The 26,241-nt window shown below is 67.2% G+C and carries 28 protein-coding genes and 1 tRNA gene; 13 read left to right on the top strand and 16 right to left on the bottom strand.

What is annotated here, in order from left to right; genetic code table 11:
- On the top strand, nt 1-721 hold a 721-nt coding region (locus LGR54_RS21400), incomplete at its 5' end, for a hypothetical protein (protein WP_230363991.1).
- A gap of 193 nt (nt 722-914) precedes the next feature.
- On the opposite strand, the gene LGR54_RS21395 is transcribed toward LGR54_RS21400, so the two are convergent.
- The 6 genes from LGR54_RS21395 to LGR54_RS21370 form a co-directional block, all read right to left on the bottom strand.
- Entirely contained in the window at nt 915-2,057 is a 1,143-nt protein-coding gene (locus LGR54_RS21395; RefSeq protein WP_230363990.1) for an AAA family ATPase, read from the bottom strand.
- Complete coding sequence (locus LGR54_RS26125; protein ID WP_230363989.1) at nt 2,057-2,995, bottom strand: toprim domain-containing protein; 939 nt, start codon at nt 2,993-2,995, stop codon at nt 2,057-2,059. Before LGR54_RS26125 ends, LGR54_RS21395 begins: the two co-directional genes overlap by 1 nt.
- Nucleotides 2,976-3,224, bottom strand: coding sequence for a hypothetical protein (locus LGR54_RS21385; RefSeq protein ID WP_230363988.1), 249 nt, complete (start codon nt 3,222-3,224; stop codon nt 2,976-2,978). Before LGR54_RS21385 ends, LGR54_RS26125 begins: the two co-directional genes overlap by 20 nt.
- Nucleotides 3,225-3,304: 80 nt before the next feature.
- A complete protein-coding gene (locus LGR54_RS21380) occupies nt 3,305-4,363 on the bottom strand; it encodes a hypothetical protein (protein WP_230363987.1) in 1,059 nt (352 codons plus the stop codon).
- A gap of 1 nt (nt 4,364) precedes the next feature.
- Nucleotides 4,365-4,571, bottom strand: a complete 207-nt coding sequence (locus LGR54_RS21375; protein WP_230363986.1) for an AlpA family transcriptional regulator — start codon at nt 4,569-4,571, stop codon at nt 4,365-4,367.
- Between the two features lie 83 nt (nt 4,572-4,654).
- Nucleotides 4,655-5,917 carry a site-specific integrase gene (locus LGR54_RS21370; RefSeq protein ID WP_230364001.1) on the bottom strand — a complete coding sequence of 421 codons (1,263 nt, stop codon included), beginning with the start codon at nt 5,915-5,917 and terminating at the stop codon, nt 4,655-4,657.
- Nucleotides 5,918-6,104: 187 nt separating this feature from the next.
- Between LGR54_RS21370 and LGR54_RS21365 the strand changes: the two genes are divergently transcribed.
- A tRNA-Met gene (locus tag LGR54_RS21365) sits at nt 6,105-6,172 on the top strand.
- Between the two features lie 333 nt (nt 6,173-6,505).
- A complete protein-coding gene (locus LGR54_RS21360) occupies nt 6,506-7,081 on the top strand; it encodes a GNAT family N-acetyltransferase (RefSeq protein WP_230363985.1) in 576 nt (191 codons plus the stop codon).
- Between the two features lie 107 nt (nt 7,082-7,188).
- Here LGR54_RS21360 and LGR54_RS21355 read toward each other — a convergent pair whose 3' ends face one another.
- Nucleotides 7,189-7,482, bottom strand: a complete 294-nt coding sequence (locus tag LGR54_RS21355; RefSeq protein ID WP_230363984.1) for a hypothetical protein — start codon at nt 7,480-7,482, stop codon at nt 7,189-7,191.
- 313 nt (nt 7,483-7,795) lie between these two features.
- Nucleotides 7,796-8,431 carry a TetR/AcrR family transcriptional regulator gene (locus LGR54_RS21350; RefSeq protein ID WP_230363983.1) on the bottom strand — a complete coding sequence of 212 codons (636 nt, stop codon included), beginning with the start codon at nt 8,429-8,431 and terminating at the stop codon, nt 7,796-7,798.
- A gap of 146 nt (nt 8,432-8,577) precedes the next feature.
- On the opposite strand from LGR54_RS21350, the gene LGR54_RS21345 reads away from it, so the two are divergent.
- From LGR54_RS21345 to LGR54_RS21330, 4 genes are all read left to right on the top strand, one after another.
- A complete protein-coding gene (locus LGR54_RS21345; RefSeq protein WP_230363982.1) occupies nt 8,578-9,612 on the top strand; it encodes an LLM class flavin-dependent oxidoreductase in 1,035 nt (344 codons plus the stop codon).
- A 363-nt stretch (nt 9,613-9,975) separates the two neighbouring features.
- Entirely contained in the window at nt 9,976-10,668 is a 693-nt protein-coding gene (locus LGR54_RS21340) for a gluconate 2-dehydrogenase subunit 3 family protein (RefSeq protein ID WP_230363981.1), read from the top strand.
- A 3-nt stretch (nt 10,669-10,671) separates the two neighbouring features.
- Complete coding sequence (locus LGR54_RS21335) at nt 10,672-12,438, top strand: GMC family oxidoreductase (protein ID WP_230363980.1); 1,767 nt, start codon at nt 10,672-10,674, stop codon at nt 12,436-12,438.
- Complete coding sequence (locus tag LGR54_RS21330; RefSeq protein WP_230363979.1) at nt 12,435-13,658, top strand: cytochrome c; 1,224 nt, start codon at nt 12,435-12,437, stop codon at nt 13,656-13,658. Before LGR54_RS21335 ends, LGR54_RS21330 begins: the two co-directional genes overlap by 4 nt.
- Before the next feature lie 63 nt (nt 13,659-13,721).
- On the opposite strand, the gene LGR54_RS21325 is transcribed toward LGR54_RS21330, so the two are convergent.
- Entirely contained in the window at nt 13,722-14,948 is a 1,227-nt protein-coding gene (locus tag LGR54_RS21325; protein ID WP_230363978.1) for an MFS transporter, read from the bottom strand.
- A 117-nt stretch (nt 14,949-15,065) separates the two neighbouring features.
- Here LGR54_RS21325 and LGR54_RS21320 point away from each other — a divergent pair, with 117 nt between their 5' ends.
- The 3 genes from LGR54_RS21320 (at nt 15,066) to LGR54_RS21310 (ending at nt 17,175) form a co-directional block, all read left to right on the top strand.
- Nucleotides 15,066-15,845 (top strand): helix-turn-helix domain-containing protein, encoded by a 780-nt coding sequence (locus LGR54_RS21320; protein WP_230363977.1) that lies wholly within the window; start codon nt 15,066-15,068, stop codon nt 15,843-15,845.
- A 109-nt stretch (nt 15,846-15,954) separates the two neighbouring features.
- Nucleotides 15,955-16,881, top strand: coding sequence for a cation transporter (locus tag LGR54_RS21315; protein WP_230364000.1), 927 nt, complete (start codon nt 15,955-15,957; stop codon nt 16,879-16,881).
- Nucleotides 16,882-16,998: 117 nt separating this feature from the next.
- Entirely contained in the window at nt 16,999-17,175 is a 177-nt protein-coding gene (locus LGR54_RS21310; protein WP_230363976.1) for a hypothetical protein, read from the top strand.
- Here the strand turns inward: LGR54_RS21310 and LGR54_RS26120 are convergent.
- Together LGR54_RS26120 and LGR54_RS21305 are read right to left on the bottom strand one after the other, a co-directional pair.
- Nucleotides 17,172-17,468, bottom strand: a complete 297-nt coding sequence (locus tag LGR54_RS26120) for a transposase (protein WP_370638253.1) — start codon at nt 17,466-17,468, stop codon at nt 17,172-17,174. The two genes, LGR54_RS21310 and LGR54_RS26120, sit on opposite strands and share 4 nt — an antisense overlap.
- A 460-nt stretch (nt 17,469-17,928) precedes the next feature.
- Complete coding sequence (locus tag LGR54_RS21305) at nt 17,929-18,468, bottom strand: hypothetical protein (protein WP_230363975.1); 540 nt, start codon at nt 18,466-18,468, stop codon at nt 17,929-17,931.
- Nucleotides 18,469-18,686: 218 nt separating this feature from the next.
- On the opposite strand from LGR54_RS21305, the gene LGR54_RS21300 reads away from it, so the two are divergent.
- Nucleotides 18,687-19,544, top strand: coding sequence for an AraC family transcriptional regulator (locus LGR54_RS21300; RefSeq protein ID WP_230363974.1), 858 nt, complete (start codon nt 18,687-18,689; stop codon nt 19,542-19,544).
- A 107-nt stretch (nt 19,545-19,651) separates the two neighbouring features.
- Nucleotides 19,652-20,281 carry a trimeric intracellular cation channel family protein gene (locus LGR54_RS21295; protein ID WP_230363973.1) on the top strand — a complete coding sequence of 210 codons (630 nt, stop codon included), beginning with the start codon at nt 19,652-19,654 and terminating at the stop codon, nt 20,279-20,281.
- A 9-nt stretch (nt 20,282-20,290) separates the two neighbouring features.
- Here the strand turns inward: LGR54_RS21295 and LGR54_RS21290 are convergent, their stop codons facing one another.
- Together LGR54_RS21290 and LGR54_RS21285 are read right to left on the bottom strand one after the other, a co-directional pair.
- Nucleotides 20,291-21,637, bottom strand: coding sequence for an LLM class flavin-dependent oxidoreductase (locus LGR54_RS21290; protein WP_230363972.1), 1,347 nt, complete (start codon nt 21,635-21,637; stop codon nt 20,291-20,293).
- Nucleotides 21,638-21,779: 142 nt separating this feature from the next.
- Nucleotides 21,780-22,442 (bottom strand): DedA family protein, encoded by a 663-nt coding sequence (locus LGR54_RS21285; protein WP_230363971.1) that lies wholly within the window; start codon nt 22,440-22,442, stop codon nt 21,780-21,782.
- A 302-nt stretch (nt 22,443-22,744) separates the two neighbouring features.
- On the opposite strand from LGR54_RS21285, the gene LGR54_RS21280 reads away from it, so the two are divergent.
- Nucleotides 22,745-23,587 carry an oxidoreductase gene (locus LGR54_RS21280; RefSeq protein ID WP_230363970.1) on the top strand — a complete coding sequence of 281 codons (843 nt, stop codon included), beginning with the start codon at nt 22,745-22,747 and terminating at the stop codon, nt 23,585-23,587.
- 43 nt (nt 23,588-23,630) lie between these two features.
- Here the strand turns inward: LGR54_RS21280 and LGR54_RS21275 are convergent, their stop codons facing one another.
- The 3 genes from LGR54_RS21275 to LGR54_RS21265 form a co-directional block, all read right to left on the bottom strand.
- Nucleotides 23,631-24,518: a LysR family transcriptional regulator gene (locus LGR54_RS21275; RefSeq protein ID WP_230363969.1), complete on the bottom strand. Its 888-nt coding sequence runs from the start codon at nt 24,516-24,518 to the stop codon at nt 23,631-23,633.
- 148 nt (nt 24,519-24,666) lie between these two features.
- A complete protein-coding gene (locus LGR54_RS21270; RefSeq protein ID WP_230363968.1) occupies nt 24,667-25,434 on the bottom strand; it encodes a phosphodiesterase in 768 nt (255 codons plus the stop codon).
- The gene (locus tag LGR54_RS21265; RefSeq protein ID WP_230363967.1) at nt 25,431-26,240 is read right to left on the bottom strand and encodes an inositol monophosphatase; all 810 of its coding nucleotides are present in this window, start codon (nt 26,238-26,240) and stop codon (nt 25,431-25,433) included. The genes LGR54_RS21270 and LGR54_RS21265 overlap by 4 nt, the downstream gene beginning before the upstream one ends.
- Nucleotide 26,241: the final 1 nt, after the last annotated feature.

Genomic DNA, 26,241 nt, shown 5'->3' with positions numbered 1-26,241 from the left:
TCCCGCCGACTGTCCCAACTGTCCGAGCGCTATGCCGCATCGTGGCGCCGCGCCGGAAACAGAGCGTCGAGGATGTCTGGTTATGCGCCGCTCGGCTTCAGGCCCAGCCGCGTCACGCTGTATGCTGAGACCGGCAAGACTCACCCTCGAGTTGGACGCTGGTGTTTACATGAACGAAGAGATTCTTAAGCGACTGGAATCTATTGAGCATGATATAGCGGCTATAAAGAATGGCGAAAGGGTTCGTCAGCTTACCGACAAGCTGGGCGACCTTGATGCGCAAAAGCGGGCGCATCAAGACATTATCGTTTCGCTCCATGCGGCACCGTTTGAAAAAGCAACGGGCTACATGAATGTCATCACTCTGGCCGGATATGCCGGGTGTTTCGCGCTATGGACGGTTATTCAAGGCGATCTTTCCCGCCACAGGAATGCATGGATTGCATTGTTCCTCGGGACTTCACTTGTCGCTTTTGTGGTCTTCGAGGTCTACAAGATGGCGGCCTCTGCCATCGCGATGCGCCACATCTACAGGCTGGTACGCTCCACCGCGCCGCCAGCTGATTATCTGGAAATTAAGGACAAGCTCACCTTTGCTCAGCGCCTGACGCAGATCAGCGAATACCCCATCTGGGTTACTTCACTGACGGTCTCCACATCCACCGGCATTATTGCCGCCATCATCTTATTCTGGAATTACGTACGCATCGTTCTCGGTTAGCGCCGCGCCGTCCTGACCTTGTTGCAGGATGGGGAGTGGGCGCGGTGGAGTGATCGCGAGATCGCGCGAAGGGCGGGGGTGAGCCGGACAGGACGGACAAAACCCTATATCCGCGTCCTGTCCGTCCGGCTGCTCTATACCGGACAGGACGGACAGTTGTTAGGTTGGGGTCCTGTCCGTCCGGCTGTCCGCCTCAGGCGCCGGACACTTCCCTGCCGGACAGCCAGACAGCACCCTCCACACCGAAATCGCCGCGAACCAACCAGCCCTTCTCGGTCCAATAGTTCAGAGCACGAGTGAAGGCCTTCAGCTTCGAATCCGGCTTCCCCTCCCGCCGAGCATAGAACTTCGCGCGAATGTCTGAGATCTCCGCGGCCTTCACCTGTGGCCCATCACTGCCGTAGGGCCGGATGAAGTCCCTTGAATCGAGCAGCGCGGTTGCGATGATTTCCCGGACCATCTTCGCGTTGTCGGACGGGCCACGCTCCTTGGGAGCGTCCGCGGCAGTCTCGTCGGCGACCATTTCCTCGATAATGGCCGCGGTCACGTCGCCGATCTGGACTGACGTGTATCGAACCTTACCGATGTTGCGATGACTTGGCCCGCTTCGGTTTTTACCGACGTACACAGTGTGCCAATCGCCTTCACCATCCAGCAGCACGAGCTCAAGTGCCGTTACCGCCTCGAGGGTCTCGCCCTTCGTGGCCTTGTTGTTTTCTCGGTTCGTATGGTTCAGCACCGCGATCACAACGCCCTCGGCCTCGGCTATCTCACGCAGCGCATTCAGGGCAGGCGATGTGTACTTGTCGTCCAGGACCGACTGCCCACCGAGCGCGGCACGCAGGGTATCGACGACCAGCAGCACATGGCGATCAGGGTCCAGCGCCTTTGCTTGCCGCACCACCTCACGGGCGATCGCAGCGGCCTGCTTTGGCTTGGTCAGTGGGAACCCATCCGGTGAGTCGACGATCTTGATGGAGGTATTGCCGATTGCCTCAAGGCGGTTCGCAACGTCGCCGCCGTCCTCGGCCGCGATATAGGCCACGGTGGTCTCCTTGGTCTCTCGTCCGAGGAACGGCTCGCCCTTATCGAGGGCATCGGCGATGGCGACCATGAGCGCGGTCTTGCCGGCGCCGGGGCGCCCCCCGACGGCTATAAGCGTGCCGGTGCGCACCAGTCCCTTGATCATCGCATCGGCCGTGCCGAACTGCTTGGACTTGTATTCTTCGAAGGACAGGAGGCGGATGCCCGCAGGCTCGCCCTGCGGCTCAGGATCGGGTTTGCGGAACGGTTCGCCAGGGCGGAACTGAATGACCTTTTCGCCGAGAGCCACCATCACGCCGCCTCCACCAGATCGGCGTAGTCAACGCCCACCGCATCCATCATGCGAACTGTCACCTCCACTCCTGCCGCATGCCATCGCTCGGCACAGGTCAATGCCGCTCGCTCGCCTGTGCCGCTCGCGTCGTTGTCGGCGAAGATCGTCAGGGCCTCGATGCCGCCGAGCACCGGGAAAGCTGCGAGGTTGTTCGCCACAAGACAGGCCAAGATCGGGCGGAACGGCGTCGCCAGGGCGGTCTCGATGCCTTCGGCAATGGCGAGGCCGCTCGTGACGGTGTCGTCCGACGAAAGTCTCACCACGCCGGTGGACGGGTAGCCCTTCATGAAAAGCCGGCCGATCTTGCGAGCCTGCTCGTCCAGGTAGGTGAACTGAATCGTATGGGCGTCGCCCGTCGCCGGGTCCGTCACCAGCGCGGCCATCGCATGATCGCGCTGCCAGTAGCGGAGAGCGTCGCCTTCGTAAGCGAGCCCCCGGCTCGCCAGATATGCCTCTACCAATGTCCCGGTGATGGGGATGCATTGCGCCCAGCGGCGCAGTACGGCCTCGCTCATCGATCGAGGCGAGCGGACAAGGGGCAGCGTCGCTGGCTGTGCCGGGGCGAAGGGCGCCGCCACGGTGCCGCCCAGGGCATCGGAAAGCCAGTCCTTCGCAGCCCGTGGGGCAATGCCCAGGCAGGCGGCGACTATGTCTATGGGGCTGTATACCTGCCCCTCGGCGTGGTCTCGGATGCCGCGGTTGCTGAAAGACAGCGCACGCGGACGCTTCGCCTCAGGCAGGCCCGCACGGCGAGATGGGCGGAAACCCGCGACGGCACTGTAACCGGACTGCGTGCGCTTCAGGCGGGGAAGGCCGAGGCCGGGCACCCAGGCGGCAAGATCAGCTAGGGCGGCGTCGTTGGTGGCGCGATAGGAATTACGCTGCGGCTGCGTCACGGCTACTGCCTCCGATCGCCGGTTCCGCGGCGCGAGTAATGGACTGGGCGAATTCGATTCCGAAGCTCACGGTCGCCTTGCGCCCGCGCTCGGAAGGGAAGGCGCGAAGGCTACCGTCCGCGGCCCGCCGAATGACGACGTCGAATATTCTAAGCCCTCCGACATCGATATCGGCATGGGCGAGCGTTCCCGATCCCGGCGGTGCCGGGCGGATGGAAAGAATCTTCAAGCTGGAAGCCTCCAACAGGAGGTGGATCGGCCCGCACTGGCGGGCGGCTGCTTGAGCAGGTGTTAGGCGGCGCGGGCGAGCTACGCTGTAGGGCGCGGCGGGAAGTCCTTGCGGAAGTGCGGCAGCACTTCGAAAGGCTCATCGCCGTCGGACGGGGTGGGCACTATGGAGGGGGCTGGGGCGTTCTTGGTCGATGCGTCAATGGCGATTGAGGGCGATTGAGATCCGCGTGTTGCCCGAGGTGTCAGTCGTTGGCGGATATCGTCCGCATGTGCCACCCACTTGGCTTGTCGAACTTCCCGATCGTTGCAGGCCGCGCTCAGGAAGTCGTTACACCTCGAGAAGCCGGCGTAGCTCAGTATCCACATCATGCCGACGGCCGTGATGCCTTCTTCCAGGAACGCATCGACGACGCGGGCAGTGAGTGGGTCGACATCATCAGGGTCTCCGATAACCCCCTCGAAATCGAGTGCTGCACTAAGATATTGATGTCGGAGCATTTCCTCCATTCTCTCTATGCCGGCATCCCTCGCCAGCTGGCTGGCCGTCTTCAGTCTCTCAATTTCCTCTCTGGCTTCGGATAGCTCCGTGGCGAGGCGGTCTTTGTCGGCGTTCGCATACATCAGCTTGGCTTGCGCGTCGTTCCTTTGACGCACAGCAACGCTGGCTTCTGCCTTCATTGCCAGCACCTGGCCGGTGGCCTCTTCCAGCTTTGCTTTTGTCCGCTCCAACTCCTTCTTTAGCCTTTCCACCTCCTTCCGCAGCGGCCCGAGTTCGTCATCTTCAACCAACACCGGCGCCTCGGCCTCGACGGAATGTCCGCTAGTAACGGACAGTGCCTCCCGACTCCGTTCAGCGTGACGCGCGACGCGCTCAGCGGTCTTCGCCCGGATGCCGGCGAAGGTCTTCTTGCCCTCGGCAACGGCCATCACCTCATAGGCGCGCGACTTCCCTATGCCGTGAGCGGCTAGGAATTCGCGAAAAGCACCGCCCTCGGCCTCGACACGCTGGCGCGCCTCGACCAAGCGGAGGCCGGCGGCGAGATAGTGATCCTCTGCCTTCCCGATAGCCTTGTCGCCGGCCTCAAGCCGAGCTTTGATCTCGGCGCCGAGGGTGTCGAGGGGGACGAGGGCCGTCATGTCACGCCGCCGCCTTTGGGCTGTTGTCGTTGCCGGCCCACGTCGACGTGCGGCGATGCTCGGCCGCCCACCGGTCGAGGTCTTCGGGCGCGTAGAAAACGGCACTGCCAAATTTGTGGAATGTCGGCCCGGCGCCGAAGCAGCGCCATTTGTTCAACGTCGAAATCGAAAGCCCCAATCGGGCAGCGGCGTCTTTCACCTTCAACATCTCGGCACTCCCTGATCGAGCGCCGAAAACCGACGCATAGAGAACTAGGGAAAACGAGGTACGCGCGCTAGCGCTTCCCCGAATTATTTTTCGTTGCCGCTTGTTGCCGCCCCCATCGCCGCTGCGATCTTCCCCGCTGCCCTCTCGGCGACGTCGCGCATCGGATCGTGCGCAAGATGCGCGTACCTAGCAGTCGTCTTCGGCGACGCGTGGCCGAGCAGCTTTCCAATCATGTGCAAGCTGGCCCCGTTGCCCGCCGCGGTAGCTGCGTAGCTGTGCCTGAGGTCGTGCAGCCGAATATCTTCAAGTCCAGCGAATTTACGCACAGCGCGCCAGGGGCGATTGATATCTGCACGCGGGCACGGCGCCTCCGCAGTGCTGTTCGTGCCGGGGAAGACATAGGCATCGCGGCGCGGCATGCCGGCTAATATCTCGACGGCGGCAGGTGGCAGGAATATGTGCCTCCTCCCCGTCTTCGACATTGAAGTGATGAACCCGCGCTGTAGGTCGACATTCTCCCATTGGGCATGGAGAATTTCGCGGAGGCGAGCGCCGGTGAAGATCAGGAGCCGGATGACGTTGGCCGCGTCGGGATCGACCCTTGTTTTCTGCACTTTCGGCACATGCTTGGACGTCGACGCTGGGTCGAGATCCCAAGGAATCCCCTCATCCTCCGCGACACGAAGCGCATCACCGAGGCGACCCAGTTCATCATCCGAGAGGAAACGCTCTGCGTTATGTTCCTTGAATGCCGGAATCCCCTTCGCGGGGTTGTGCCCGATGGTGACCAGCCCCTGCCGACCAGCCTCCTTGAAAATGGAGCCGATCAACTCAAGGCACCGGTTGGCCGTCACCGGCATTTCCTTTCCGACCTTTCGGTGAAGCTTCGCGACGTCGGCCTGAGTGATGGCGTCGAGCTTCATAGAACCGATCGCCACTCCGAGATGCTGGCGCATCAGGGACCGGTAGTTACGCAAGGTGCCGGGCCGCAGGTGAGCCTCATCAGGCTGTGCCTCGGCAATCGCTTCGGCTTCGGTCAACACCGTGTCGGCGAACACGGCGAAGCTAGGCATCGCCCGCTCCTTGGTCCGCCCCGCGGCGGGATCCTCTCCACGCAGAACGCCTGCCAGCAGATCGCGCGCCGCCTTCCGAGCATCCTCAGGCGACATGGCCGGACCTACCTGCCCGACGGTCACGCGCCGCTTCGCCACGCTGCGCCCGCCAGAGCCGGGCCGGTACTCGACGATGTAGCTCATCGCCCCCGTCGGCATGACTCTGACGCCGAACCCCTTCAAGGTCGCGTCGAAAGCTATGTATGGCTTCTCCGCTGGCTGCAGGGCAGCCACTGTCGTGCGGCTTATTTTGATGACCGGCACGCAACCCCCGCACGTGTTGGGCGACAACCTGACTGCTTTCGTGTCGCCACTGAGTCGCCACCGCGGATGGAAATGCGGGGAAACGACAGAAATCATCATCGCGGATAAATCACTATTTTTCAATGGTTTGTTGACATGCGCGGAAATATCTGGAAATTGCGGAAAATGAAAATTATCAGGCTCATAACCTGAAGGCCGCAGGTTCAAATCCTGCCCCCGCAACCAAAACTCTCGATTTATCGAGGTTTACGAAGAGCCGCCGCAAGGCGGCTCTTTCGTTTTGGGCCATCGCCCGCCACGCGATGCCCGGCACCCCACCCCCGCGCATCGGCGGCAGGCGAGCGGAGCCCGGCTTCGAGGCCTGGCCACGACACTGGCCGCCGGTCGCCGCGGCCTTCCCGCCCGGCCGCGACCATCCCCCGCTCGCAGACAGCCCCGAACCATCGCCCGCCGGCGGCTCCGCGAGGCGCGTGCGTCCGCGCACGGGCTGATCTAGCTTCCCGGCAAAGGAATTGCGCGCCACCACGGATTCGGCCCGCCCATTTCGAGAGGACCGCGATGAACGACGCCACCGCGCACGACAAGGACGACGTCCTCTCGTTCCGCATCCGCGACGCGGTCGATGCCGACATGGAGACGGTGCAGGCCATCTATGCCCATCACGTTCTGCACGGCCTTGCCAGTTTCGAGACGACCCCGCCATCATCCGCCGAACTCACCGCCCGGCGCGCCGCCGTTCGCGCGGCCGGGCTGCCCTATCTGGTGGCCGAGGGCGGCGGCCGCGTTCTGGGCTATTGCTACGCCACGATCTATCGGCCGCGCCCGGCCTATCGCCACACCGTCGAGGATTCCGTCTATGTCGCCCAGGACCTCGGCGGGCGCGGCATCGGCGCCGCGTTGCTGGAGGAACTGATCCGGCGCTGCGAGGCCGGTGGCTGGCGCCAGATGCTGGCGGTGATCGGCAATAGCGGCAATGCCGGTTCCATCGCCCTGCACCGGCGGCTCGGCTTTGAAACCGTGGGAACGCTGAAGGCGGTCGGCTTCAAATTCGGCAGCTGGGTCGACACTGTGCTGATGCAGAGGGAGCTGGGGGAAGCGGATCGCACCCTGCCGCCCATGGATTCGGAAGGCTGACCGCGAGCGGCCGCTCGCCACACGCGGCGCGATGCAGGCTCGCCTTCAAGCGCGCCCCGAACGCCGGCCGCCTTTCGGCCGGCACGGGGCCACGCTCCGGCGGCCGGTCATGGAGCCGGCGGCGCCATGATGTCCGGCACGCCGCAACTGCCCGGCGTACAATCCGGCAGTTTGATCTCCGCCGCCCGGCCCTCCGGCGGCGGCCCCGGGGGCGGCTGAATCTGGCCGGTCATCGAATCCGGCGCCGAGGGATCGTAGGCCGGCTGGTTCGGCTGGATCGGCTGCAACGATTGCGGCATCGGCTGGTCCAGCGATCCATTCATCGTCTGCGCGCCGGCATCGCCCGTGGCGGCGGCAAGCATCGACAAGGCCACGAGCACGACAATCCGTTTCATCTTCATCACCCCTCCCCGGCGGCACCGCTTCGCGTCGTCAGTCTACATCAGGAACGAGGCCGGGCACGCATCATCGACACGTGAGAGCCGCCGGTCCCGGCAGCCCGCATCCTGCGGAAACGGGTCGGCGCGCAAGTCGGGGCAGCCGGGCGGACCGGAGGGTCAGGCCCGACACCGCGCGGCTTCCGGCGTTCGCCACGATGCCCAGCCGGAACGCCGGCAGCTCGCGCCACGCGGCCAGCCGTCCCCGCTATCGGCGCGGAACGGCCCCTCGCCGTGCATGCCGATAAATCCAGGAGCCCGGCCGTTTGCCCGGCGCTCAGCCCACCTGCGAGGCTCCACTAGCGCCGCCATCCGGTGCGACGTCAGGTGGCGTGGACAGATAGCCGTGCGCCAGCACCTTCTCCAGCGCCTGGCGCGAGGTGCCGCACGTCTCCGCCCGGTCCAGCACCCAGGCGAGGCCGAGGGCGCTCAGGAACAGTTCGTTCGCCGTCACCGTGCGGCGGGCATGGCCGTCCTGCTGCGCCCGATCGAGGAACTCCCCGGTCAGCGCCACCAGCGCGTTGCAGGACAGGCACAGCGGTGAGCCCTGCTGCTTCACCGCCGCCAGCACCGGCGCCGGCAAGCCGTTGAAGCTGCGCAGATAGTCCTGCAATGCCGCGAGCCAGGCGCTGAGCGCGGCCCCCGCATCGGCGATCTCCCTCGCCTGTTGCGCACCGCCCAGCAATTCCTTCTGCCGGCCCTCCAGCGCCGCGGCGAGCAACGCCTCGCGCGAGGGGAAATGACGGTAGAGCGTGCCGGCCCCGACCTCGGCCTCGCGTGCGATGTCGTCCAGCGAGGCGTCGATGCCGTGCTGCGAAAAATGCCGCAGGGCGGTGCGCAGGATGCGCTCCCGGTTGCGCCGGGCATCGGCGCGAAGCCGGGAAGGTTCGCCGCTCACAACGTCGGTACTCATGCGCGTTCCGCCGCTCGATCCGGTTGACTGGATATGGAGACCGTCTCCATATAGCATCGAGATAAATGGAGACAACCTCCGCTTTCCGGCGGCATGATGGCGCATCCGCCCGTGCCGCCGACTGCGCTTTTGCCGGGAGCAAGCCATTGACGGCCCTGTCCATTCTCGACCTCGTCCGCGTTACCGAGGAGACCGACGCGCGCGGCGCGTTCGACAACGCCCGCGACCTCGCCGCCCATGCCGAGCGCTGGGGCTACAACCGCATCTGGGTGGCCGAGCATCACAACATGCCGGGCATCGCCAGCGCCGCCACCTCGCTGGTGCTGGCCCACATCGCCGCCGGCTCGTCGCGGATCCGGGTCGGCGCCGGCGGCATCATGCTGCCCAACCATTCGCCCTATGTGATCGCCGAGCAGTTCGGCACGCTGGCGCGGCTGTTCCCCGGCCGTGTCGATCTCGGGCTCGGCCGCGCGCCGGGCACCGACCAGACGACGTTGCGCGCCCTGCGCCGCACCAACGAATCCGCCGAGAATTTCCCGCAGGACGTGCTGGAGCTTCAGGCCTTCCTCGCCCCGGCGGCGCCGGGCCAGCGCATCCAGGCGGTGCCGGCAGCGGGCACCGAGGTGCCGTTGTGGATCCTCGGCTCCAGCAATTTCGGCGCGATGCTCGCCGCCGAGCTCGGCCTGCCCTACGCCTTCGCCTCGCATTTCGCCCCGGAGATGCTGCTCTCCGCGCTCGACATCTACCGCAGCCGCTTCAAGCCGTCCGAGCAGCTCGCCCGCCCCTACGCCATGGTCGGCGTCAACGTCATCGCCGCCCCGACCGATGCCGAGGCGCGCCGGCTGGCGACCACCCAGCAAATGTCGTTCGCCGACATCTTCCGCGGCGCGCGCGGCCTCAGCCGGCCGCCGATCGACGACATCGAGAGCTACTGGTCGCCGATGGAGAAGGCGCAGGCGATGCGCATGCTCGCCCGCTCCATCGTCGGCTCGCCGGAGACGGTGCGCGCCGGCCTCGACGCGCTCATCGCCGAGACCGGTGCCGACGAGCTCATCGTGGTGTCGGACGTCTACGACCACGCTCAGCGCCTGCGCTCCTTCCGGCTCATCGCCGAGGCAGCCGGGCTCGACGTGGTGCCGGCGGCGGCTCTGGTCGACACGAATCTGGCCGTCGCCACGTAAGCCGTTCCGCGCCGTTTCGGCATGAAGATTTGCGGTATCTGATTTCCGGGAAATGGCGGAAAAGCGCCATGCCCGGAAACGCGACACTAAACACAATTCAAGCATTTTCAATATTTTAGCTGGCAAACCAACCCAACCGGCAATCCGCAATGGCAGGGTTTCCGCGGTTTCCGTCACGGAATTCGACAAATTGATGGCTCAAATCTATGCATTTCTCGCATGGCTTGGGGTGCATCTGGAATTTTACTAATCTATATCCCCTTCTGGTCGACGGGCGGGTCGGCTGCGATCACCAGAGGGAGTTCGATGCTCACTTCCAGTCCTCCGGGCGTCTCACGCCGCAGGTTTCTCACATCGACGGCGATGGCCGCGCTGCTGGCCGCCAGTGGCAAGGCCTTCGGCGATGTGATCCGCGGCACGCAGCCCTTCTCGCCCTTCGACTACGCGCCGCCGGAAACCCTGCCGGGCGGCCGCTGGTATTTCTTCACGCCCGATGAGGCGCGGACGGTCGAGGCCATGGTCGAGCGGCTGATCCCGGCCGACGACCTCAGCATGTCCGGCAAGGATGCCGGCTGCGCCGAGTTCATCGACCGGCAGCTCGCCGGCTCCTACGGCTCCTATGAGCGGCTCTACATGCAGGGGCCCTTCCAGAAGGGCACGCCGGAACAGGGCGACCAGTCGGAATTCGTGCCGCGCGACCGCTACCGTCGCGGCCTCGCCGCGCTCGACGCCTGGTGCCACGCCAGCCATTCCAAGGCCTTCGCCGAACTGCCGGGCGAGACCCGCGACGAGATCCTCGCCGGCATCGAGGCCGGCAAGATCGAGCTGCCCGGCTTCGACGGCAAGCTGCTGTTCGAGATCGTGCTCGGCAACACCATGGAAGGCTTCTTCGCCGACCCGATCTATGGCGGCAACAAGGACATGGTGTCGTGGAAGATGCTGGGCTTTCCCGGCGCGCGCTACGACTACCGCGACTATGTCGAACGTCACAACGAGAAGCTGGACCTGCCGCCGCTGTCGATTGCCGGCCGGCCGGAATGGAAGACGAAAGGCTAGCCCATGGCTACGAAACTCCCCCGCAAGGATGTGGTGGTCATCGGCCTCGGCTGGGCCGGCTCCATCATCGCCAATGAGCTCACCGACGAGGGGCTCGACGTGGTCGCCATCGAGCGCGGCCCGTGGCGCGACACCGCCCGCGATTTCAACATCGCCACCGCCGCCGACGAGCTGCGCTACAACCAGCGCCAGGAACTGATGGTGCGCCCGGCGCAGAGCGCCATCACCACCCGCAACAACGCCTCGCAGACCGCGCTGCCGATGCGCAACTGGGGCTCGTTCCACCCCGGCAACGGCACGGGCGGCGCCGGCAACCACTGGGCCGGCATCACCTTCCGCTTCGGGCCGGACGATTTCCGCCTGAAGAGCTATCTCACCGAGAAGTACGGCGCCGCCGCGATGCCCGAGGAGCTCACGCTCCAGGACTGGGGCACCGACTGGGCCGAGATGGAGCCGTACTACGCCTCCTTCGACCGTCTCGCCGGCATTTCCGGCAAGGCCGGCAATCTGAACGGCGTCCTCCAGGAGGGCGGCAACCCGTTCGAGGGCCCGCGCTCGGAGGAATACCCGACCAAGCCGATGAAGCAGCCCTATGGGCCGACGCTGTTCGCGGAAGCCGCGCGCAAGCTCGGCTACAAGCCGTTTCCGGTGCCGTCGGCGCTGTTGTCGGAGGCCTATACCAACCCGCTCGGCGTCACCATGGGGCCGTGCACCTTCTGCGGCTTCTGCACCAATTACGGCTGCGCCAACTATTCCAAGGCCAGCGCCATCACCACGGTGCTGCCGGCGCTGGTGCGCAAGTCGAACTTCACCGCGGTGACCAATTCCGAGGTGCTGCGCGTCACCCTCGATCGCTCCGGCACCCGCGCCACCGGCGTCGTCTATGTCGACAGCTCGGGCCAGGAATGGGAGCAGCCGGCCGACCTCGTGGTGGTCAGCGCCTTCACCTTCGAGAATGTGCGGCTGATGCTGCTCTCCGGCGTCGGCAAGCCCTATGACCCGGTGTCGAACACCGGCACCACCGGGCGCAACTACTGCTACCAGACCGCCAATGGCGTGCAGCTGTTCTTCGATGACAAGAACTTCAATTCCTTCATCGGCGGCGGCGCCGTCGGCATGGGGATCGACGAGTTCAACAACGACAATTTCGACCATTCCGGCCTCGGCTTCTTCGGCGGCGGCTCGATCCGCGTCACGCCGATCGGCGCCGCCCCGATCGCCAGCCGCCCGACCCCGCCCGGCACGCCGCGCTGGGGCTCGAAATGGAAGAGCGAGACCCAGAAGGCCTATCTCAGCACCATGAGCATCGGCTGCGAGGCGTCGAGCTACGCCACGCGCGGCAACTATCTGTCGCTGGATCCGACCTACACCGACCGGCTCGGCCGCCCACTGCTGCGGGTCACGTTCGACTTCCTGGAGAACGACCTGAAGATGGCGCAGTTCTGCACCTCCAAGGTCGGGGAGATCGCCCGCGCCATGGGGCCGCGCCAGATCGTCGAGCGGCCGATGAAGGGGCACTGGAACAGCGCGCCCTACCAGTCCTCGCACGTGGTCGGCGGCTTCGTCATGGGCACCGATCCGACCACCAGCTCGGTGAACAAGTACCTGCAGACCTGGGACGTGCCGAACCTGTTCGTGGTCGGCGCCTCCGCCTTCCCGCAGAACCCCGGCTACAACCCGACCGGCACCGCCGCGGCGCTGGCCTTCAAGGCCGCCGACGCGATCCGCAACCTCTATCTGAAGGCGCCGGGCGCGCTGGTGCCGGCATGAGGAAGCTCGCTCTCCTCACGCTCGCCCTCGTCGGCGGCCTCACCGGCACCGCCTTCGCCGGCGACCAGTCCGACTTCGTCACCGTCGAGCGCGGCCGCTATCTCGCCGTGCTCGGCGACTGCGCCGCCTGCCACACCGCGCCCGGCGGCAAGCCCTTCGCCGGCGGCGTGCCGATCGAGACGCCGTTCGGCCGGCTGGTCGGCGCCAACATCACGCCGGACCGCGAGACCGGCATCGGCGGCTGGTCGCTGGACGAGTTCCAGCGCGCCATGTCGGAAGGCGTCGCCAAGGGCGGCTACCACCTGTACGGCGCCATGCCCTACACCGCCTACACCAAGGTGACGGCGGCCGACAACGCGGCGCTGTTCGCCTATCTCAAGACCCTCGATCCCGTGCACAACGAGGTCGAGACCAACCAGCTGCCCTTCCCGTTCAACATCCGGCTCAGCCTGTTCGGCTGGAACCTGCTGAACTTCACCAAGGGCGAATACGTCCCCGATCCGAGGCAGAACGCCGAGTGGAACCGCGGCGCCTACATCGTCGAGGGCCTCGCCCATTGCGGCACCTGCCACACGCCGAAGAACGTCATGGGCGGCGACAAGGCCGGCGAGGCACTGCGCGGCAACGTCGTCGACGGCTGGCTGGCGCCGGACATCACCGGCCACGCGCATCAGGGCATCGGCAAGTGGACCACTGACGAGTTCGTCGCCTACATGAAGGACGGCGCCAACCGCTACGACATCGCCTCCGGGCCGATGGCCGAGGTGGTGGAAAAGTCGTCCAGCCAGTGGACCGATGCCGACCTCAAGGCGGTGGCGACCTATCTGAAGAGCCTTGACGGTTCGCCCGCCGCGCCGCCGGCGCCGCTCGCCGCCGCCGATCCGCGCATGGTCGCCGGCCGGGCGATCTACGAGGACCGCTGCTCGGGCTGCCATGTCGGCCAGGGCGAGGGCATCACCGGCCTGTTCCCGAAGCTCGCCGCCGCGCCGCTGGTGAACAATGCCGATGCCACCTCGCTGATCCGGGTGGTGCTGGCGGGAAGCCGGGCCGGGGCCACCGATGCCCGGCCGACCGGCCCCTCCATGCCGGCCTTCGCCTGGAACCTGAAGGACGAGGACGTCGCCAACCTGCTCACCTATGTGCGCAACAGCTGGGGCAACGCAGCCCCGCCGGTGAAGGCCGAGGCCGTCCACGAGCTGCGTGGCGAGATGCAGCCCTAACAGCGATCCGAACCCGGGCCGACAGCCGGCCCGGGTTCACTCTCGACCGCCTCACTTGCCCCCTCACTTGCCCGCCCGGGCCGCCCGCCCGTCGCCGAGGTTCGGCAGCAGCGCGGCGAGGATGCCGATCGCCGGCAGGAAGGCGCAGGCCTCGAAGACGAAGGTGAGGCTGGTCCAGTCGGCCAGCACGCCCAGCACGGCGGCGCCGATGCCGCCGAGCCCGAAGGCGAGGCCGAAGAACAGCCCCGACACCATGCCGACCCGGCCCGGCATCAGCTCCTGCGCGTAGACGACGATGGCGGAGAAGGCCGACGCCAGGATCAGGCCGATCACCACGCTCAGCGCCAGCGTCGCGGTCAGCCCGACATGCGGCAGCACCAGCGAGAACGGCAGCACGCCGAAGATCGAGCCCCAGATGATCGCCTTGCGGCCAATGCGATCGCCCAGCGGGCCGCCGACCAGCGTGCCGACCGCCACCGCCGCCAGGAACACGAACAGATAGAGCTGGGCCTGCTCTTCGCTCGTGCCGAAATGCTGCATCAGGTAGAAGACATAGAAGCTCGAGAAGCTGGCGAGGTAGAACCACTTCGACACCAGCAGGCACACCAGGATCGCCACCGCGCCGATCACCTTGGCCCGGCTGAGGCGCGGGATCAGCGTCGCCGGGCCGCCGCTCGACCGGGCATGGCCATTGGCCTTGTACCAGCTGCCGAGGCCGGTCAGCAGGATGATGCCGCCCAGCGCCGCGAGGCAGAACCAGGCGAGGCTCTGCTGGCCGCGCGGCAGCACGACGGCGACCAGCAGCAGCGGCCCGAGCGCGCTGCCGATATTGCCGCCGACCTGGAAGGTCGACTGCGCCAGCCCATAGGCGCCGCCCGAGGCCAGCCGCGCGATGCGCGAGGATTCCGGGTGGAAGATCGACGAGCCGATGCCGAGCAGCACGCCGCCCAGCAACAGCACCTCGAAGGAGCCGGCGAAGGCCAGCACCAAGAGGCCGAGCAGCGACATACCCATGCCGAAGGGCAGCGAATAGGGCTGCGGCCGCCGGTCGGTGTAGAGCCCCACCAGCGGCTGCAGCAGCGAGGCGGTCACGTTGTACACCAGCGTCAGCAGGCCGATCTGGGCGTAGTTCAGGTCGAAATTGCCCTTGAAGACCGGGTAGGCGGCGATGAACAGCGACTGCAGCATGTCGTTGAGCAGGTGGCAGAAGCCGGCGGCCCCGAGCACGAGATAGTGGGTCCGGGCGGGCGAGGTTCGGTCTGAGGCTCGGTCGGCGGTGAGGTCGGACATGACGGCGTTACGCACCCTGGTTCGCGCCGGTGGCGGCGCTTCGATCCGGCCCCAGTCTTAGCGGCTGGAATGCGGCCCGCTACCGCGTTAAGGTCAACTTCTTACGCGAGTGGGCCAATGCAACGGGGCAGCAGCGTCGAAGATGCGTTTCGGGAGGTCGCCCGGCCGGTGGTCGCGCTCGGCTCCGACTATGCCGACGGGCATGTCATCGCCCCGCACCGGCACCGGCGCGACCAGTTGCTCTATGGCGCCACCGGCGTGGTGCTGCTCGCCACCGCCGCGGGCGCCTGGGTGATGCCGCCGGAGCGCGGCATGTGGATTCCCGCCGGCATCGTCCACGATGTGCGCATCATGGGGCGGGTCAGGATGCGCAGCCTCTATATCGAGCCGGGCGTCATCCGGAACATGCCGGGGCATTGCCAGGTGCTGGGCATTCCGCCGCTGATGCGCAGCCTGCTGGCCGAGGCGGTCTTCGTGCCGGCGGAATACGACCCCGCCGGGCGCGACGGCGCGCTGATGGCGCTGATCCAGCACGAGATCCCGCTGCTGCCGGCGCTGCCCTTGTCGCTGCCGCTTCCCGCGCACAAGGCGCTGGCCGGCCTCTGCCGCAGCTTTCTCCTCGCGCCGACGCCGCATACCAGCATCGACGCATGGAGCGAGGCCGCCGGATGCAGCCGCCGCACCTTCACCCGGCTGTTCCGCCGCGAGACCGGCCTGAGCTTCGTCGCCTGGCGCCAGCAGGCCTGCGTGATGGCGGCGCTGCCGCGCCTCGCCGCCGGCCAGCCGGTCACCGCCGTCGCCCTCGATCTCGGCTACGACAATCCGGCGGCCTTCACCTCGATGTTCCGGCGTATCCTCGGCACACCGCCGGGCGCCTATATCGAACGCGAGGCTTGAACGCGCCGCCCGCCCGCCTTGTCCGGCCTTGGCCGCGCCCGCTACAAAGAGAGTCGGGATCGAAGCCGTGAGCGACGAGGTCGCAGGCGATGCGGGCAGGGAGCGGGCGGTGAACACCGAACAGGGCGTGCTGCGCCTCTCGATCGCGATCACGCTGCTCATGGCGGCGGCGGGCATCGTCTTCGGCCTGCTGTCCGGCTCCTTCGCCATCGTCTTCGACGGCGTCTACGCGATGACCGACGCGACAATGACCATCGTCGCGCTGCTGGTGGCGAACCTGATCGCCTCGTCCACCGCCGGCGGGGCCGCGCGTGGCAAGCTGGTCAGCCACTTCACCATGGGGTTCTGGCACCTGGAGCCGATGGTGCTCGGCCTCAACGGCATCCTGCTCACCGGGGCGGCGATCTACGCGCTGATCAACGCCATAGGCAGCCTGATGGCCGGGGGCCGTCATCTCTCCTTCAACCACGCCATTGTCTATGCGGCGCTGACCATGGTCGTGGCGCTGGTCATGGCGCTGGTCGGCCGGCGAGCCAACCGGACGCTCAATTCCAGCTTCGTCGCGCTGGACGCCAAGGCCTGGCTGATGAGTGGCGGCCTCAGCGGCGCACTGCTCGTCGCCTTCGTCTTCGGCTACGCGACCCAGGGAACGCACCTTGCCTGGATCGCGCCCTATGTCGATCCGGCCGCCCTGGCGCTGGTGTGCCTCATCGTCATTCCCCTTCCCGCCGGCACCATCAAGCAGGCGCTCGCCGACATCCTGCTCGTCACCCCCTCGGAGCTGAAGCAGCATGTCGACGCCGTCGCGGCCGACATCGTCCGCCGCTACGGCTTCCTGTCCTATCGCTCCTATGTCGCGCGGGTCGGGCGGGGGCGGCAGATCGAGCTCTATTTCATCGTGCCGCGCGACCAGCCGGCGCGGAAGCTGGAGGAGTGGGACCACCTCCGCGACGAGGTCGGCGAAGCGATCGGTGGCGAAAGCCCCGACCGCTGGCTCACCATCGCCTTCACCACCGATCCCGAATGGGCGGATTGATCGGCCCGCCATGTATTTCGGTACCTAAATACTTCATGCCGCTCATCGCGCATCTTTCGTGCGGGCGCGTGCCGGTTAGCCGTTGAAGCCGCTTCGGCGCTGCGGTAATGGCTCCGCATGATCAACAAACTCGAAGTCTTGCGGAATCGGCTGCTGGCCGCTCAACGCGATCTGATCAGGGCGGCCGCCGAGGCGGGAACGCTTCCCTCGGACAATGCGCTGCGCAAGATCGCCGATATCGAAGTGACCATCGGCGCCATCGAGGCGATGCTCGACGAGCAGCGCAAGGGCTAGGCTGTAGCCTCATAAGTTCTGATCCATAGGCGGGTCGATGCGAGTATGACGGCGGCGAGGAAGTTCCTTGCGAGCTGGTCGAAGCGCGTGGCGACCCGTCTGAAGTGCTTGAGCTTGCAGAAAAAGCGCTCACCCTGATTGCGCTGCCGGTAGAGGGCAGGATCGATGGAGCGCGGGATCTTGCGGTCCTTCTGAGCGGGGATATGTGCGCCCCCGCCGCGCGCGGCGACGAGATCGATGATGGCCTGCGCATCGTAGCCGCGGTCGGCAACGAGTGCCGGGGTCGGAGGCAGGCCAGTCCATCAGTGCCGCAACGGCAGCCTTGTGTTTGATCCCGGCATTTGATGGTGCGATTTTTTCCATTGAATGGAGGGAAGCACTATGGGCCAGGTTCTTCATGGGGCCGCCACATAGCGGGGCATCGGCCAAGCGGGCGATCGCCCTCCAGGTTCCGCCACCTGTCCCCGCCCCTGCGACGTCCCGCAATCTTCCCAAGGTCGATCTCGATCACGGGCGCGCCACAAGCGGCACGTCTTCCCTCCTCGTCATCATCGGCGCGGTCACGCCTCCATGGTCTCGGCGACAGGGGCGCCTCCCGGATCGGCCGTACCGACGGGCGACCACCGGCCTGCCCGCGCGATCTTCATGCCGCAGCCGGTCGCCCATGGCCGCCTCGTTGCCGGCCCACCTCGGCGGTGCGCCCGCGACATCGACGACGGCATACCGCCGCAACGATCGGGAGCGGCGAGGCGCTCAGTTGTTGATGGCGGAGACGGCGATCCGGCCCTTGTTGCCGATGCCGGTGAACCAGACCTCGCCATTGCCGATCATCACCCCCCGCCAGTTGGCGAACAGGCTGGCATAGCCCTGGGCCGCCACCGCCTGCCGCACCTTGGGCGTGACGATCTTGTCGTAGCTAGCGACGAAGGCCTTCGCGTTCCGTACCGTCGTCGTCTTGCCGTCGATCTTGGTGCGCAGCGGATAGTCGACCATGCCGGCGACGGCGGCGCGATCGTCGGCGGCAACCGCCTTCTTCAGCTTCTCGAAGAACGCCTGATAAGGCTCGTGTCCGCCGAACAGCGCGTCCAGCGTGGCGTTCACTTCGCCGGCGTCCTGCGCCCGCGCTGGCCCCGTGCCGCCCCCGAAGAGGGCGGCGACCAGCAGGACGGCGGCCAGGCCGCACCGATGGCCGCGCCCGTCGTGCCGCGTTCCACGGCTCGCCGGCCGCAGAGACCATGGGCGGCGCCAGCGGGTCGAGATCGACATCCCCGGCACGGCTCTCTCACTGTCCATGTTCGTTTCACCCCGCTGATCCCGCGCCGATCATTACCCAAAAGCCGCCGCCGCTTCATGCGCGGCACGGCAAACCGAGGCGAATAGGGCTGTATACTGATAGTTCGATTTTCACTTGATAGTTGTGGTTGCCGCTATCAGGCTACTCCCCGGCGACGCCGTACCGGCGTTCCACGGCCGGCGCCGATATTCCGGCCCGCCCATGACGGAGTAGCGCCGTGCCCGCCCTGCTGGAATCGATTCCGAACGAATGGGGGCCGAAAGCCGATGCCGACGCCGGATCGGCGACGCTGACGCGCACCGGCCCCAACGACATCCTGATGACCGCGCCGGCGAATATGGCGCTGGTGATGCTGTCGCCGCAGCCGAACCGCGAGGTGGCGCTCGACAGCGACCGCCGCACCATCACCCTGGCGCCAGTCGGCTCCATCGAGATCGTGCCGGCAGGGTCGGAGCTGTTCGCGCGCTGGGTGGTCGACAAGGAGAACCTGCTCGTCGCCCTCGATCAACAGCGCCTGTCGCGGCTGGCCGGCGAGGAGTTCCAGAACGACAGCTTCGAGCTGCAGCCGCCGCGTATCGGCGGCGTCGACCGCAAGGCGCTGCGGCTGTCCCATCTGCTGCGCGAGGAATTCCAGCGTGGCGAGCACGCCAGCCCGCTGTGCTTCGATGCGCTGATCACCCTGTTCGCCACGCATATGCTGCGCACCTATTCCTCGCTGCGCGACCGGCCGGCGGAACGGCACAGCGGCGGCCTCGCGCCGAAGACGTTGCGGATGGTGAACGACTTCATCCAGGAGAATCTGGCGCAGCCGCTGTCCATCGGCCGCCTGGCCGAGATCGCCGGCCTCTCGCCGAGCCACTTCCTGCGCGCCTTCCGCCGCACGCTGGGGCAGGCGCCGCATCAATATCTGCTCGGCCAGCGTCTCGCCCTGGTTCAGCATCTGGTGACCACCACCGACCTGCCGCTGGCCGACATCGCGGCCGCCGCCGGCTTCTCCAGCAATAGCCACATGACCGCGACGCTGAAGCGCCTGCGGGGTGTCACCCCCACAGAGCTGCGTCGCGGCGGCCTCTAGCCCGCACCCGGCATCGCCGCCGCGAGCCCCTGCCCGCGGCTCTTGCCGTATGGCCCTCCCCCGGTCGAAGCTGCGGCCATGCCGATGTCGAGGGGGGCCTGGGACAGATGTCGTCGGAAGAACTGCTTGGCCTGCTCTATCTCACCGCCATCGTCGCCGAGGCGATGACGGCGGCGCTCGCCGCCGGCCGCCGCCAGATGGACTGGTTCGGCGTCGCGCTTCTGGGCAGCATCACCGCGCTCGGCGGCGGCTCGGTGCGCGACGTGCTGCTCGGTCGCCACCCGCTGTCCTGGATCGAGCATCCCCATTACCTGCTGATCACCGCCGGCGCGGCGCTGGCGACCATCCTGATCGCCCGCTACATGCGCCAGCTGCGCCGGCTGTTCCTGTTCCTCGACGCGGTGGGGCTGGTGGTGTTCACCATCATCGGCTGCAACATCGCCGCCGGGCTCGGCCTGCCCGCCATCATCGTCATCGCCTCCGGCATGATCACCGGCTGCGTCGGCGGCGTGGTGCGCGACGTCTTGTGCGCCGACGTGCCGCTGCTGTTCCGCGCCGAGCTCTACGCCACCGTCTCCATCGTCACCGGCGCGCTCTACCTCGCCGGCCAATGGGGAGGCCTGCCGCACGAGCCGGTGATGCTGGGGGCGATGCTGCTCGGCCTCGCTTTGCGCCTCCTGGCACTGCGCTTCGGCTGGAGCATGCCGAAATTCGTCTACACGGAATCGCTGCACTAAGGGCGGCGCTCAGCCGGCGGCGGCGGCCTCCCCGGCGAAGAAGCGGTTCTCCGGGCGCGGCAGGCCGAGATGCTCGCGCAGCGTCGCGCCCTCATAGTCGCGCCGGTAGATGCCGCGCCGCTGCAGCTCCGGCACCACCTTGTCGACGAAGTCGTCGAGCCCGGCCGGCAGGAACGGGAAGGTCACGTTGAAGCCGTCCGAGCCCTCGGTCTCCAGCCATTCCTCCATCTCGTCGGCAATGCTCTCGGCCGTGCCGACGAAGGCAAGGCCGGCATAGCCGCCGAGCCGCTGGGCGAGCTGGCGCACGGTGAGGTTCTCGCGACGCGCCATCTCGATCACCCGCTCGCGGGCGCTGCGGCTGGCATTGGTCTCCGGCACGTCGGGCAGCGGCCCGTCGGGATCGAAGCGCGAGGCGTCGTGGCCGAGCGAGATGGAGAGCGAGGCGATGGCGCTGTCGTAATGCACCAGGCTGTCGAGCTTGGCCCGCTTGGCGCGCGCCGCCTCCAGGCTGTCGCCGACCACCACGAAGGCGCCGGGCAGGATCTTGAGATGGTCGCGCGGCCGTCCCAACCGGTCGAGCCTGCCCTTCACGTCGGCATAGAAGGCGCGGCCGGAGGCGAGGTCGGTGGCGGCGGCGAAGATCACCTCCGCCGTCTCGGCGGCCAGCTGGCGCCCCGGCTCGGAAGCGCCGGCCTGCACGATCACCGGCCAGCCCTGCACCGGCCGGGCGATGTTGAGCGGCCCGCGCACCGAGAAATACGGCCCCTTGTGGTTGAGCACATGCAGCCGCTCGGGGTCGAAGAAGAGCCCGCTCTCCGGGTCGCGCGGGAAGGCGTCGTCGGCGAAGCTGTCCCACAGGCCGGTGACGACGTCGAAGAACTCGCGGGCCCGCACATAGCGCTCGTCATGCTCCATGTGGTCGTCGAGGCCGAAATTCAGCGCCGAATCGGGATTGGAGGTGGTGACGATGTTCCAGCCGGCGCGCCCGCCGCTGATGTGGTCGAGCGAGGCGAAGCGCCGGGCGATGTGGAACGGCTCCTCGAAGGTGGTCGAGGCGGTGGCCACCAGCCCGATGCGCGAGGTCGCCATCGCCAGCGCCGACAACAGCGTGAAGGGCTCGAAGGAAGTGACGGTGTGGCTGCGCTTCAGCGCCTCCACCGGCATGTTGAGCACCGCCAGATGGTCGGCCATGAAGAAGGCGTCGAACTTGCCCTCCTCCAGCTTCTGCGCCAGCCGCACGAGGTGGCCGAGGTTGAAATTGGCGTCCGGCCAGGCGCCGGGATAGCGCCACGCGCCGGTATGGAGGCTCACCGGCCGCATGAAGGCGCCGAGGTGAAGCTGCTTGCGAGTGCTCATGCCGGTCATTCCCGTGGCCGTGGCGGGCGGAGGCGAGCCCTATAGCTATGCCGCGACGGCGCCGCCGCAAGCGGCGACCTGTCGGTTCCCCGGCACATGAGCAAAAGCACCCGCCCGAGGCGGCGATCGCGGAAAAACCTTCTCAGCTCTCGCTGGCCTGCGGCAGCGCGGCGCGGCGCCGGCGCGGCGCCGGCTTGGCCAGCTTGCGCAGGATCAGCGTCGTGCCGATCAGGAACACCACGGTGAGCACCGCCATCACCGCGATCCACTCCACGCTGCCGAAGCTGCCGAGCTGCGAGGCGGTATGCCCGGCGAGCCAGCCCGGCGCCAGCATCACCGCCGCCCAGGCGATGGCGGAGGTGACGTTGGCGATCTGGAAGTGGCGGTGCGGCATCGCCATCATGCCGGCCACCAGCGGGATGGTCGAGCGGATCGGGCCGAGGAACCGCCCGAAGAACACCGAGGCGAAGCCGTAGCGCTTGAAGAACAGCCGGGCGCGCGCCACGCTCGGCCGGTATTGCGACAGCGGCCAGCGGTAGATCACGCTGCGGCCGACGCGGCGGCCCAGCAGATAGGAGACGGCGTCGCCGAGAATCGCGCCGATGATCGAGCCAATGAGGATCGGCAGCGGCTCGACGATCCCGGAGCCCATCAGCCCGCCGATCAGCATCATCAGGGCGGTCGCGGGAATGAACAGGCCGATGATGACGAGGGATTCGCCGAAGGCGATGAGGCCCGCCAGCAGCAACGCGTAGGACTGATGCGTCTCGATGAAGACGCCCACCTGGCCGATGAACTGTTCCATGAAAACTCTTCTTGCCCGATGCGTGCGTCAATTGATTGACAGCCCGCGCCGGTTCCGCCCCCCAGTGGCACGCAACATAGCCGCTGCGGCTCGCCGCTAGGCAGGGGTGGCGCGATCACAAGCCGGCTAGGTCCCCCTCGCCCCCCCCGGCATGGCCGGCCCGGCCCTCCGCCCCGAACTGATTAGTGAATCACACTCAGTATTCTATGAAAATAATGCCGGATTAATTCACGACGGTCCGGGAGCTACCGTCTCTCCATCAACACGGCGCCGCGCTGCGGGCCAATCGGATGGAGATCGACATGCGTACCTGGTTCATCACCGGCGCCTCCCGTGGTTTCGGCGCCCTCATCGCCCGCGAGGCCCTTGCGGCCGGCGATAATGTGGTCGCCACCGCCCGCGACCCGCGCACCGTCGTCGACACGCTCGGCGAGCATCCCCACCTCCTGGCCGTCGCCCTCGACGTCAACGACGAGGCGCAAGCCTTCGCCGCCGCCGGCGAGGCGGTGAAGCGCTTCGGCCGCATCGACACGCTGGTCAACAATGCCGGCTTCGGCCTGCTCGGCGCGGTGGAGGAATCCAGCGCCTCGGAAGTCGAGCGGGTGTTCCGCACCAATGTGTTTGGCCTGCTCAACGTCACCCGCGCCGTACTGCCGCACATGCGCCGCCAGCGCGCCGGGCACGTCATCAACATCTCCTCGCTGGGCGGCTATGGCGCCTATCACGGCTGGGGCGTCTACGGCGCCACCAAATTCGCGGTGGAAGGCCTGTCGGAGGCGCTGTCGCAGGAACTCGCCCCGCTCGGCATCGCCGTCACCGTGGTGGAGCCCGGCTTCTTCCGCACCGACTTCCTCGACGACCGCTCGCTGGTGAAGACCCGCGCCGAGATCGACGACTATCACGAGACGGTCGGCGCCATGCGCAGCTTCGCCGCCGGCGCCAACCACGCCCAGCCGGGCGATCCGGCCAAGCTGGCCAGGGCCTTCATCGCGCTGGCCAATGCCGAGAACAAGCCGCTGCGGCTGCCGCTCGGCAGCGATGCGGTGGCGCGGATCGAGGACAAGCACGCCTTCGTCGAGGGCGAACTTGCCGAGTGGCGCGCCCTCGCCCTCTCGACCGACCACGACGATCAGGCCGCCGCCTGACCCGCGAGACCGTGAGAGCCGCCGGCCGCCCGGCCGGCGGCTCTTATGTGCCGCGAGAAAAATCGACGAAGGCGCGCAGCGAGGCCGGCATCTGACGCCGGCTCGGGTAATACAGGTAGAAGCCGGGATAATGCGGGCACCACTCCTCCAGTACCCGGACGAGCGCGCCGCTGGCGAGATGTGGGCGCGCCTGCGCCTCGAACAGATAGGCCATGCCGACGCCATCGAGCGCCGCCTCCAGCATCAGGTCCTGCTCGCTCAGGGTCAGCGGCCCGTCCACCTCGACGGCGATCTCCTCCCCGCCCCGCTCGAACTCCCACGCATAGAGCGCGCCGCCGAGGAAGCGGAAGCGGATGCACGGCATGCCGCGCAGCGCGCGCGGATCGCCGGGCATGCCGTGACGGGCAAAATAGGCCGGCGAGCCCACCACCGCGAAGGCATGGCGCGGGCCGATCGGCACGGTGATCATGTCGGCGGCGATCGCCTCGCCGAAGCGGATGCCGGCATCGAACCCCTCCGCCACGATGTCGACGAGCGCGTCGCTGACCATCAGCTCGACCCTGATGTCAGGATAGGCGGCGAGGAACCGCGCCAGCAGCGGCCGCAGCACCAGCCGCGCGCACAGGCGCGGCGCATTGAGGCGCAGCGTGCCGAACGGCCGGTCGCGGAAGCTGTTGAGCTCGTCGATGGCATCGTCGATGTCGCGGAACGCCGGCCCCACCCGGCCGAGCAGCCGCTCGCCCGCCTCCGTCAGCGCCACGCTACGTGTGGTGCGGTTGAGCAGCCGCACCCCGAGCCGCTCCTCGACGAGGCGCATCGAGTGGCTGAGCGCCGACGGCGTCACCCCCAGCTCGGCCGCCGCGCGACGAAAACTGCCATGCCGCGCGATGGCGAGGAAGACGCCGAGGTCGGCGGGATCGATACGCGCCATTGATGAATTCGTCTCGCTAATGGGACTTCGAGCATCGGCGAGGATGCACAATGCTCCCCGGCTTCACCAGCGGCGTTTTATCGGCCTCACCGGCCATCCAAGCGGCGGAACTGGCCTCATCGTCCACCTCACCGGCCCTCCGGCGAGGCTAGCGGTCGCGGCAGGGGAACTCCTGCTGGTGCACCGCGATGCCGTCCTGCCCCGCGAGGATCACGGCATAGGCCGGCGGCTCGAAACTCACCCGGTGCGGCCCGGAAAAAGCCAATGCCGACTGATGGTTGGTGCTGCGGACGGTGGCGAAGGGAAGGCCCTCCCACAGCCCGCTGGCCAGCCGATGCACATGGCCGGCGAAGAGATGGCGCACATTTCCATGCCGGCGCAGCACCGCCGCAAGCCGGTCCGCCTCCGCCAGCCGGGAATTGTCGAGGGAGGGAATCCCGATCGCCACCGGCGGATGATGAAGGAATATCAATACGTTAGATGCCCCTGCCAGCGCCGCATCCAGCCAGTCGAGCCGCGCCGCGCACAGCCTCCCCTCGACATGACCGGGCTCGTGGGTGTCGAGCAGCACCGCCCGCCAGTCGCCGAGATCGATAGCCGCCTGCACGAAGCCATCCGCCCCGGCGACACCGGGAAAGGCGGCGGCGGAAGCGGCGCGATCGTCGTGATTGCCCATCATCAGCCGCCAGGGCGCCTTCAGCGCCGTCAGCCGCGTAGCCAGCGCCGCATAGGCCGCCGGCTCGCCATCGTCGGTGAGGTCGCCGGAGAACACCACCAGATCGGCATCGGCATGGTGACGGTTGAGGTCGGCGAGGCAGTCCTCCAGCCGCGCCAGAGGGTCCGAGCCCTGCAGCATCCCGCCCGGCGACACCAGGTGGAGATCGCTTACCTGAATGATTTTACAGGTCTTTCTCACACCGACGTCTCCCGCAGCGTCGCCTCGATCAGCGCCAGCAACTCGTCGCGCAGTTGCGGCGCGCAGCCGATCACCGGCCCGCCGGCAAGAAGATCGCCGGCCTCGAAGTCATTGGTCCAGCCCCCCGCCTCGCGGATCAGGCACAGCGCGGCCAGACAGTCCCAGGCGTTGATATGCGGCTCGTAATAGGCGGCGTGGCGTCCGCAGGCGACGTGCGCCAGCCCCAGCGCGCCGGAACCGTGGCGCACGAACATGCCGCCCGCCGCCAGCAGCTTCTCGATGAACGTCGCCACCACGCGCGGCGGCACTCGCCCATTGGCGCCGACGCTGACCAGCCCGCTGCGCAGGTCGTTGCGCGCATCGACGCGGATCGGCGCGCCGTTCAGCGCCGCCCCCTGCCCGGCGACCGCACGGAAAAGCTCGCGCGCATTGGGATCGAGGATGAAGCCCGCCACGGTGACACCATCCTGCATCAAAGCGAGCGAGACACACCAGTTGCGGATGCCGTGCAGGAAGCAGCTGGTGCCGTCGATGGGGTCGAGAACCCAGATGAATCCTGATCCCGAGGGCGTGAAGCCGTACTCCTCGCCGAGAAAGCCGTCGTCGGGAAACGCGGCGGCGATCCGCCTGCGCACCAGTTGCTCGACCTCGCGGTCGGCAATACTGACCACGTCCTGCCCGCCGGTCTTGGCCTCGACGACGAGGCTGGCGATCTCGCCGAAATAGCCCAGCGCCAGCGCGCCGGCCTCCTCGACGACGGCGCGCGCGACATCGAGCCTATCAGAAAGAAGATCAAGCTTTGTCAAC

It is taken from the genome of Ancylobacter sp. Lp-2 (assembly GCF_020523795.1).
Taxonomy (GTDB): Bacteria; Pseudomonadota; Alphaproteobacteria; order Rhizobiales; family Xanthobacteraceae; genus Ancylobacter.
The sequence above is the reverse complement of the archived record's forward strand: the minus strand, read 5'-3'. Positions and strand labels throughout refer to the sequence as shown.

Bases quoted from the DNA above. Each gene is read 5' to 3' on its own strand.
- LGR54_RS21395 (WP_230363990.1), bottom strand. From the start codon at position 2,057: ATGGTGGCTCTCGGCGAAAAGGTCATTCAGTTCCGCCCTGGCGAACCG.
- LGR54_RS21380 (WP_230363987.1), bottom strand. From the start codon at position 4,363: ATGACGGCCCTCGTCCCCCTCGACACCCTCGGCGCCGAGATCAAAGCT.
- LGR54_RS21375 (WP_230363986.1), bottom strand. From the start codon at position 4,571: ATGTTGAAGGTGAAAGACGCCGCTGCCCGATTGGGGCTTTCGATTTCG.
- LGR54_RS21360 (WP_230363985.1), top strand. From the start codon at position 6,506: ATGAACGACGCCACCGCGCACGACAAGGACGACGTCCTCTCGTTCCGC.
- LGR54_RS21355 (WP_230363984.1), bottom strand. From the start codon at position 7,482: ATGAAGATGAAACGGATTGTCGTGCTCGTGGCCTTGTCGATGCTTGCC.
- LGR54_RS21350 (WP_230363983.1), bottom strand. From the start codon at position 8,431: ATGAGTACCGACGTTGTGAGCGGCGAACCTTCCCGGCTTCGCGCCGAT.
- LGR54_RS21340 (WP_230363981.1), top strand. From the start codon at position 9,976: ATGGCCGCGCTGCTGGCCGCCAGTGGCAAGGCCTTCGGCGATGTGATC.
- LGR54_RS21335 (WP_230363980.1), top strand. From the start codon at position 10,672: ATGGCTACGAAACTCCCCCGCAAGGATGTGGTGGTCATCGGCCTCGGC.
- LGR54_RS21330 (WP_230363979.1), top strand. From the start codon at position 12,435: ATGAGGAAGCTCGCTCTCCTCACGCTCGCCCTCGTCGGCGGCCTCACC.
- LGR54_RS21325 (WP_230363978.1), bottom strand. From the start codon at position 14,948: ATGTCCGACCTCACCGCCGACCGAGCCTCAGACCGAACCTCGCCCGCC.
- LGR54_RS21320 (WP_230363977.1), top strand. From the start codon at position 15,066: ATGCAACGGGGCAGCAGCGTCGAAGATGCGTTTCGGGAGGTCGCCCGG.
- LGR54_RS21310 (WP_230363976.1), top strand. From the start codon at position 16,999: ATGATCAACAAACTCGAAGTCTTGCGGAATCGGCTGCTGGCCGCTCAA.
- LGR54_RS21305 (WP_230363975.1), bottom strand. From the start codon at position 18,468: ATGGACAGTGAGAGAGCCGTGCCGGGGATGTCGATCTCGACCCGCTGG.
- LGR54_RS21295 (WP_230363973.1), top strand. From the start codon at position 19,652: ATGTCGTCGGAAGAACTGCTTGGCCTGCTCTATCTCACCGCCATCGTC.
- LGR54_RS21290 (WP_230363972.1), bottom strand. From the start codon at position 21,637: ATGAGCACTCGCAAGCAGCTTCACCTCGGCGCCTTCATGCGGCCGGTG.
- LGR54_RS21285 (WP_230363971.1), bottom strand. From the start codon at position 22,442: ATGGAACAGTTCATCGGCCAGGTGGGCGTCTTCATCGAGACGCATCAG.
- LGR54_RS21280 (WP_230363970.1), top strand. From the start codon at position 22,745: ATGCGTACCTGGTTCATCACCGGCGCCTCCCGTGGTTTCGGCGCCCTC.
- LGR54_RS21275 (WP_230363969.1), bottom strand. From the start codon at position 24,518: ATGGCGCGTATCGATCCCGCCGACCTCGGCGTCTTCCTCGCCATCGCG.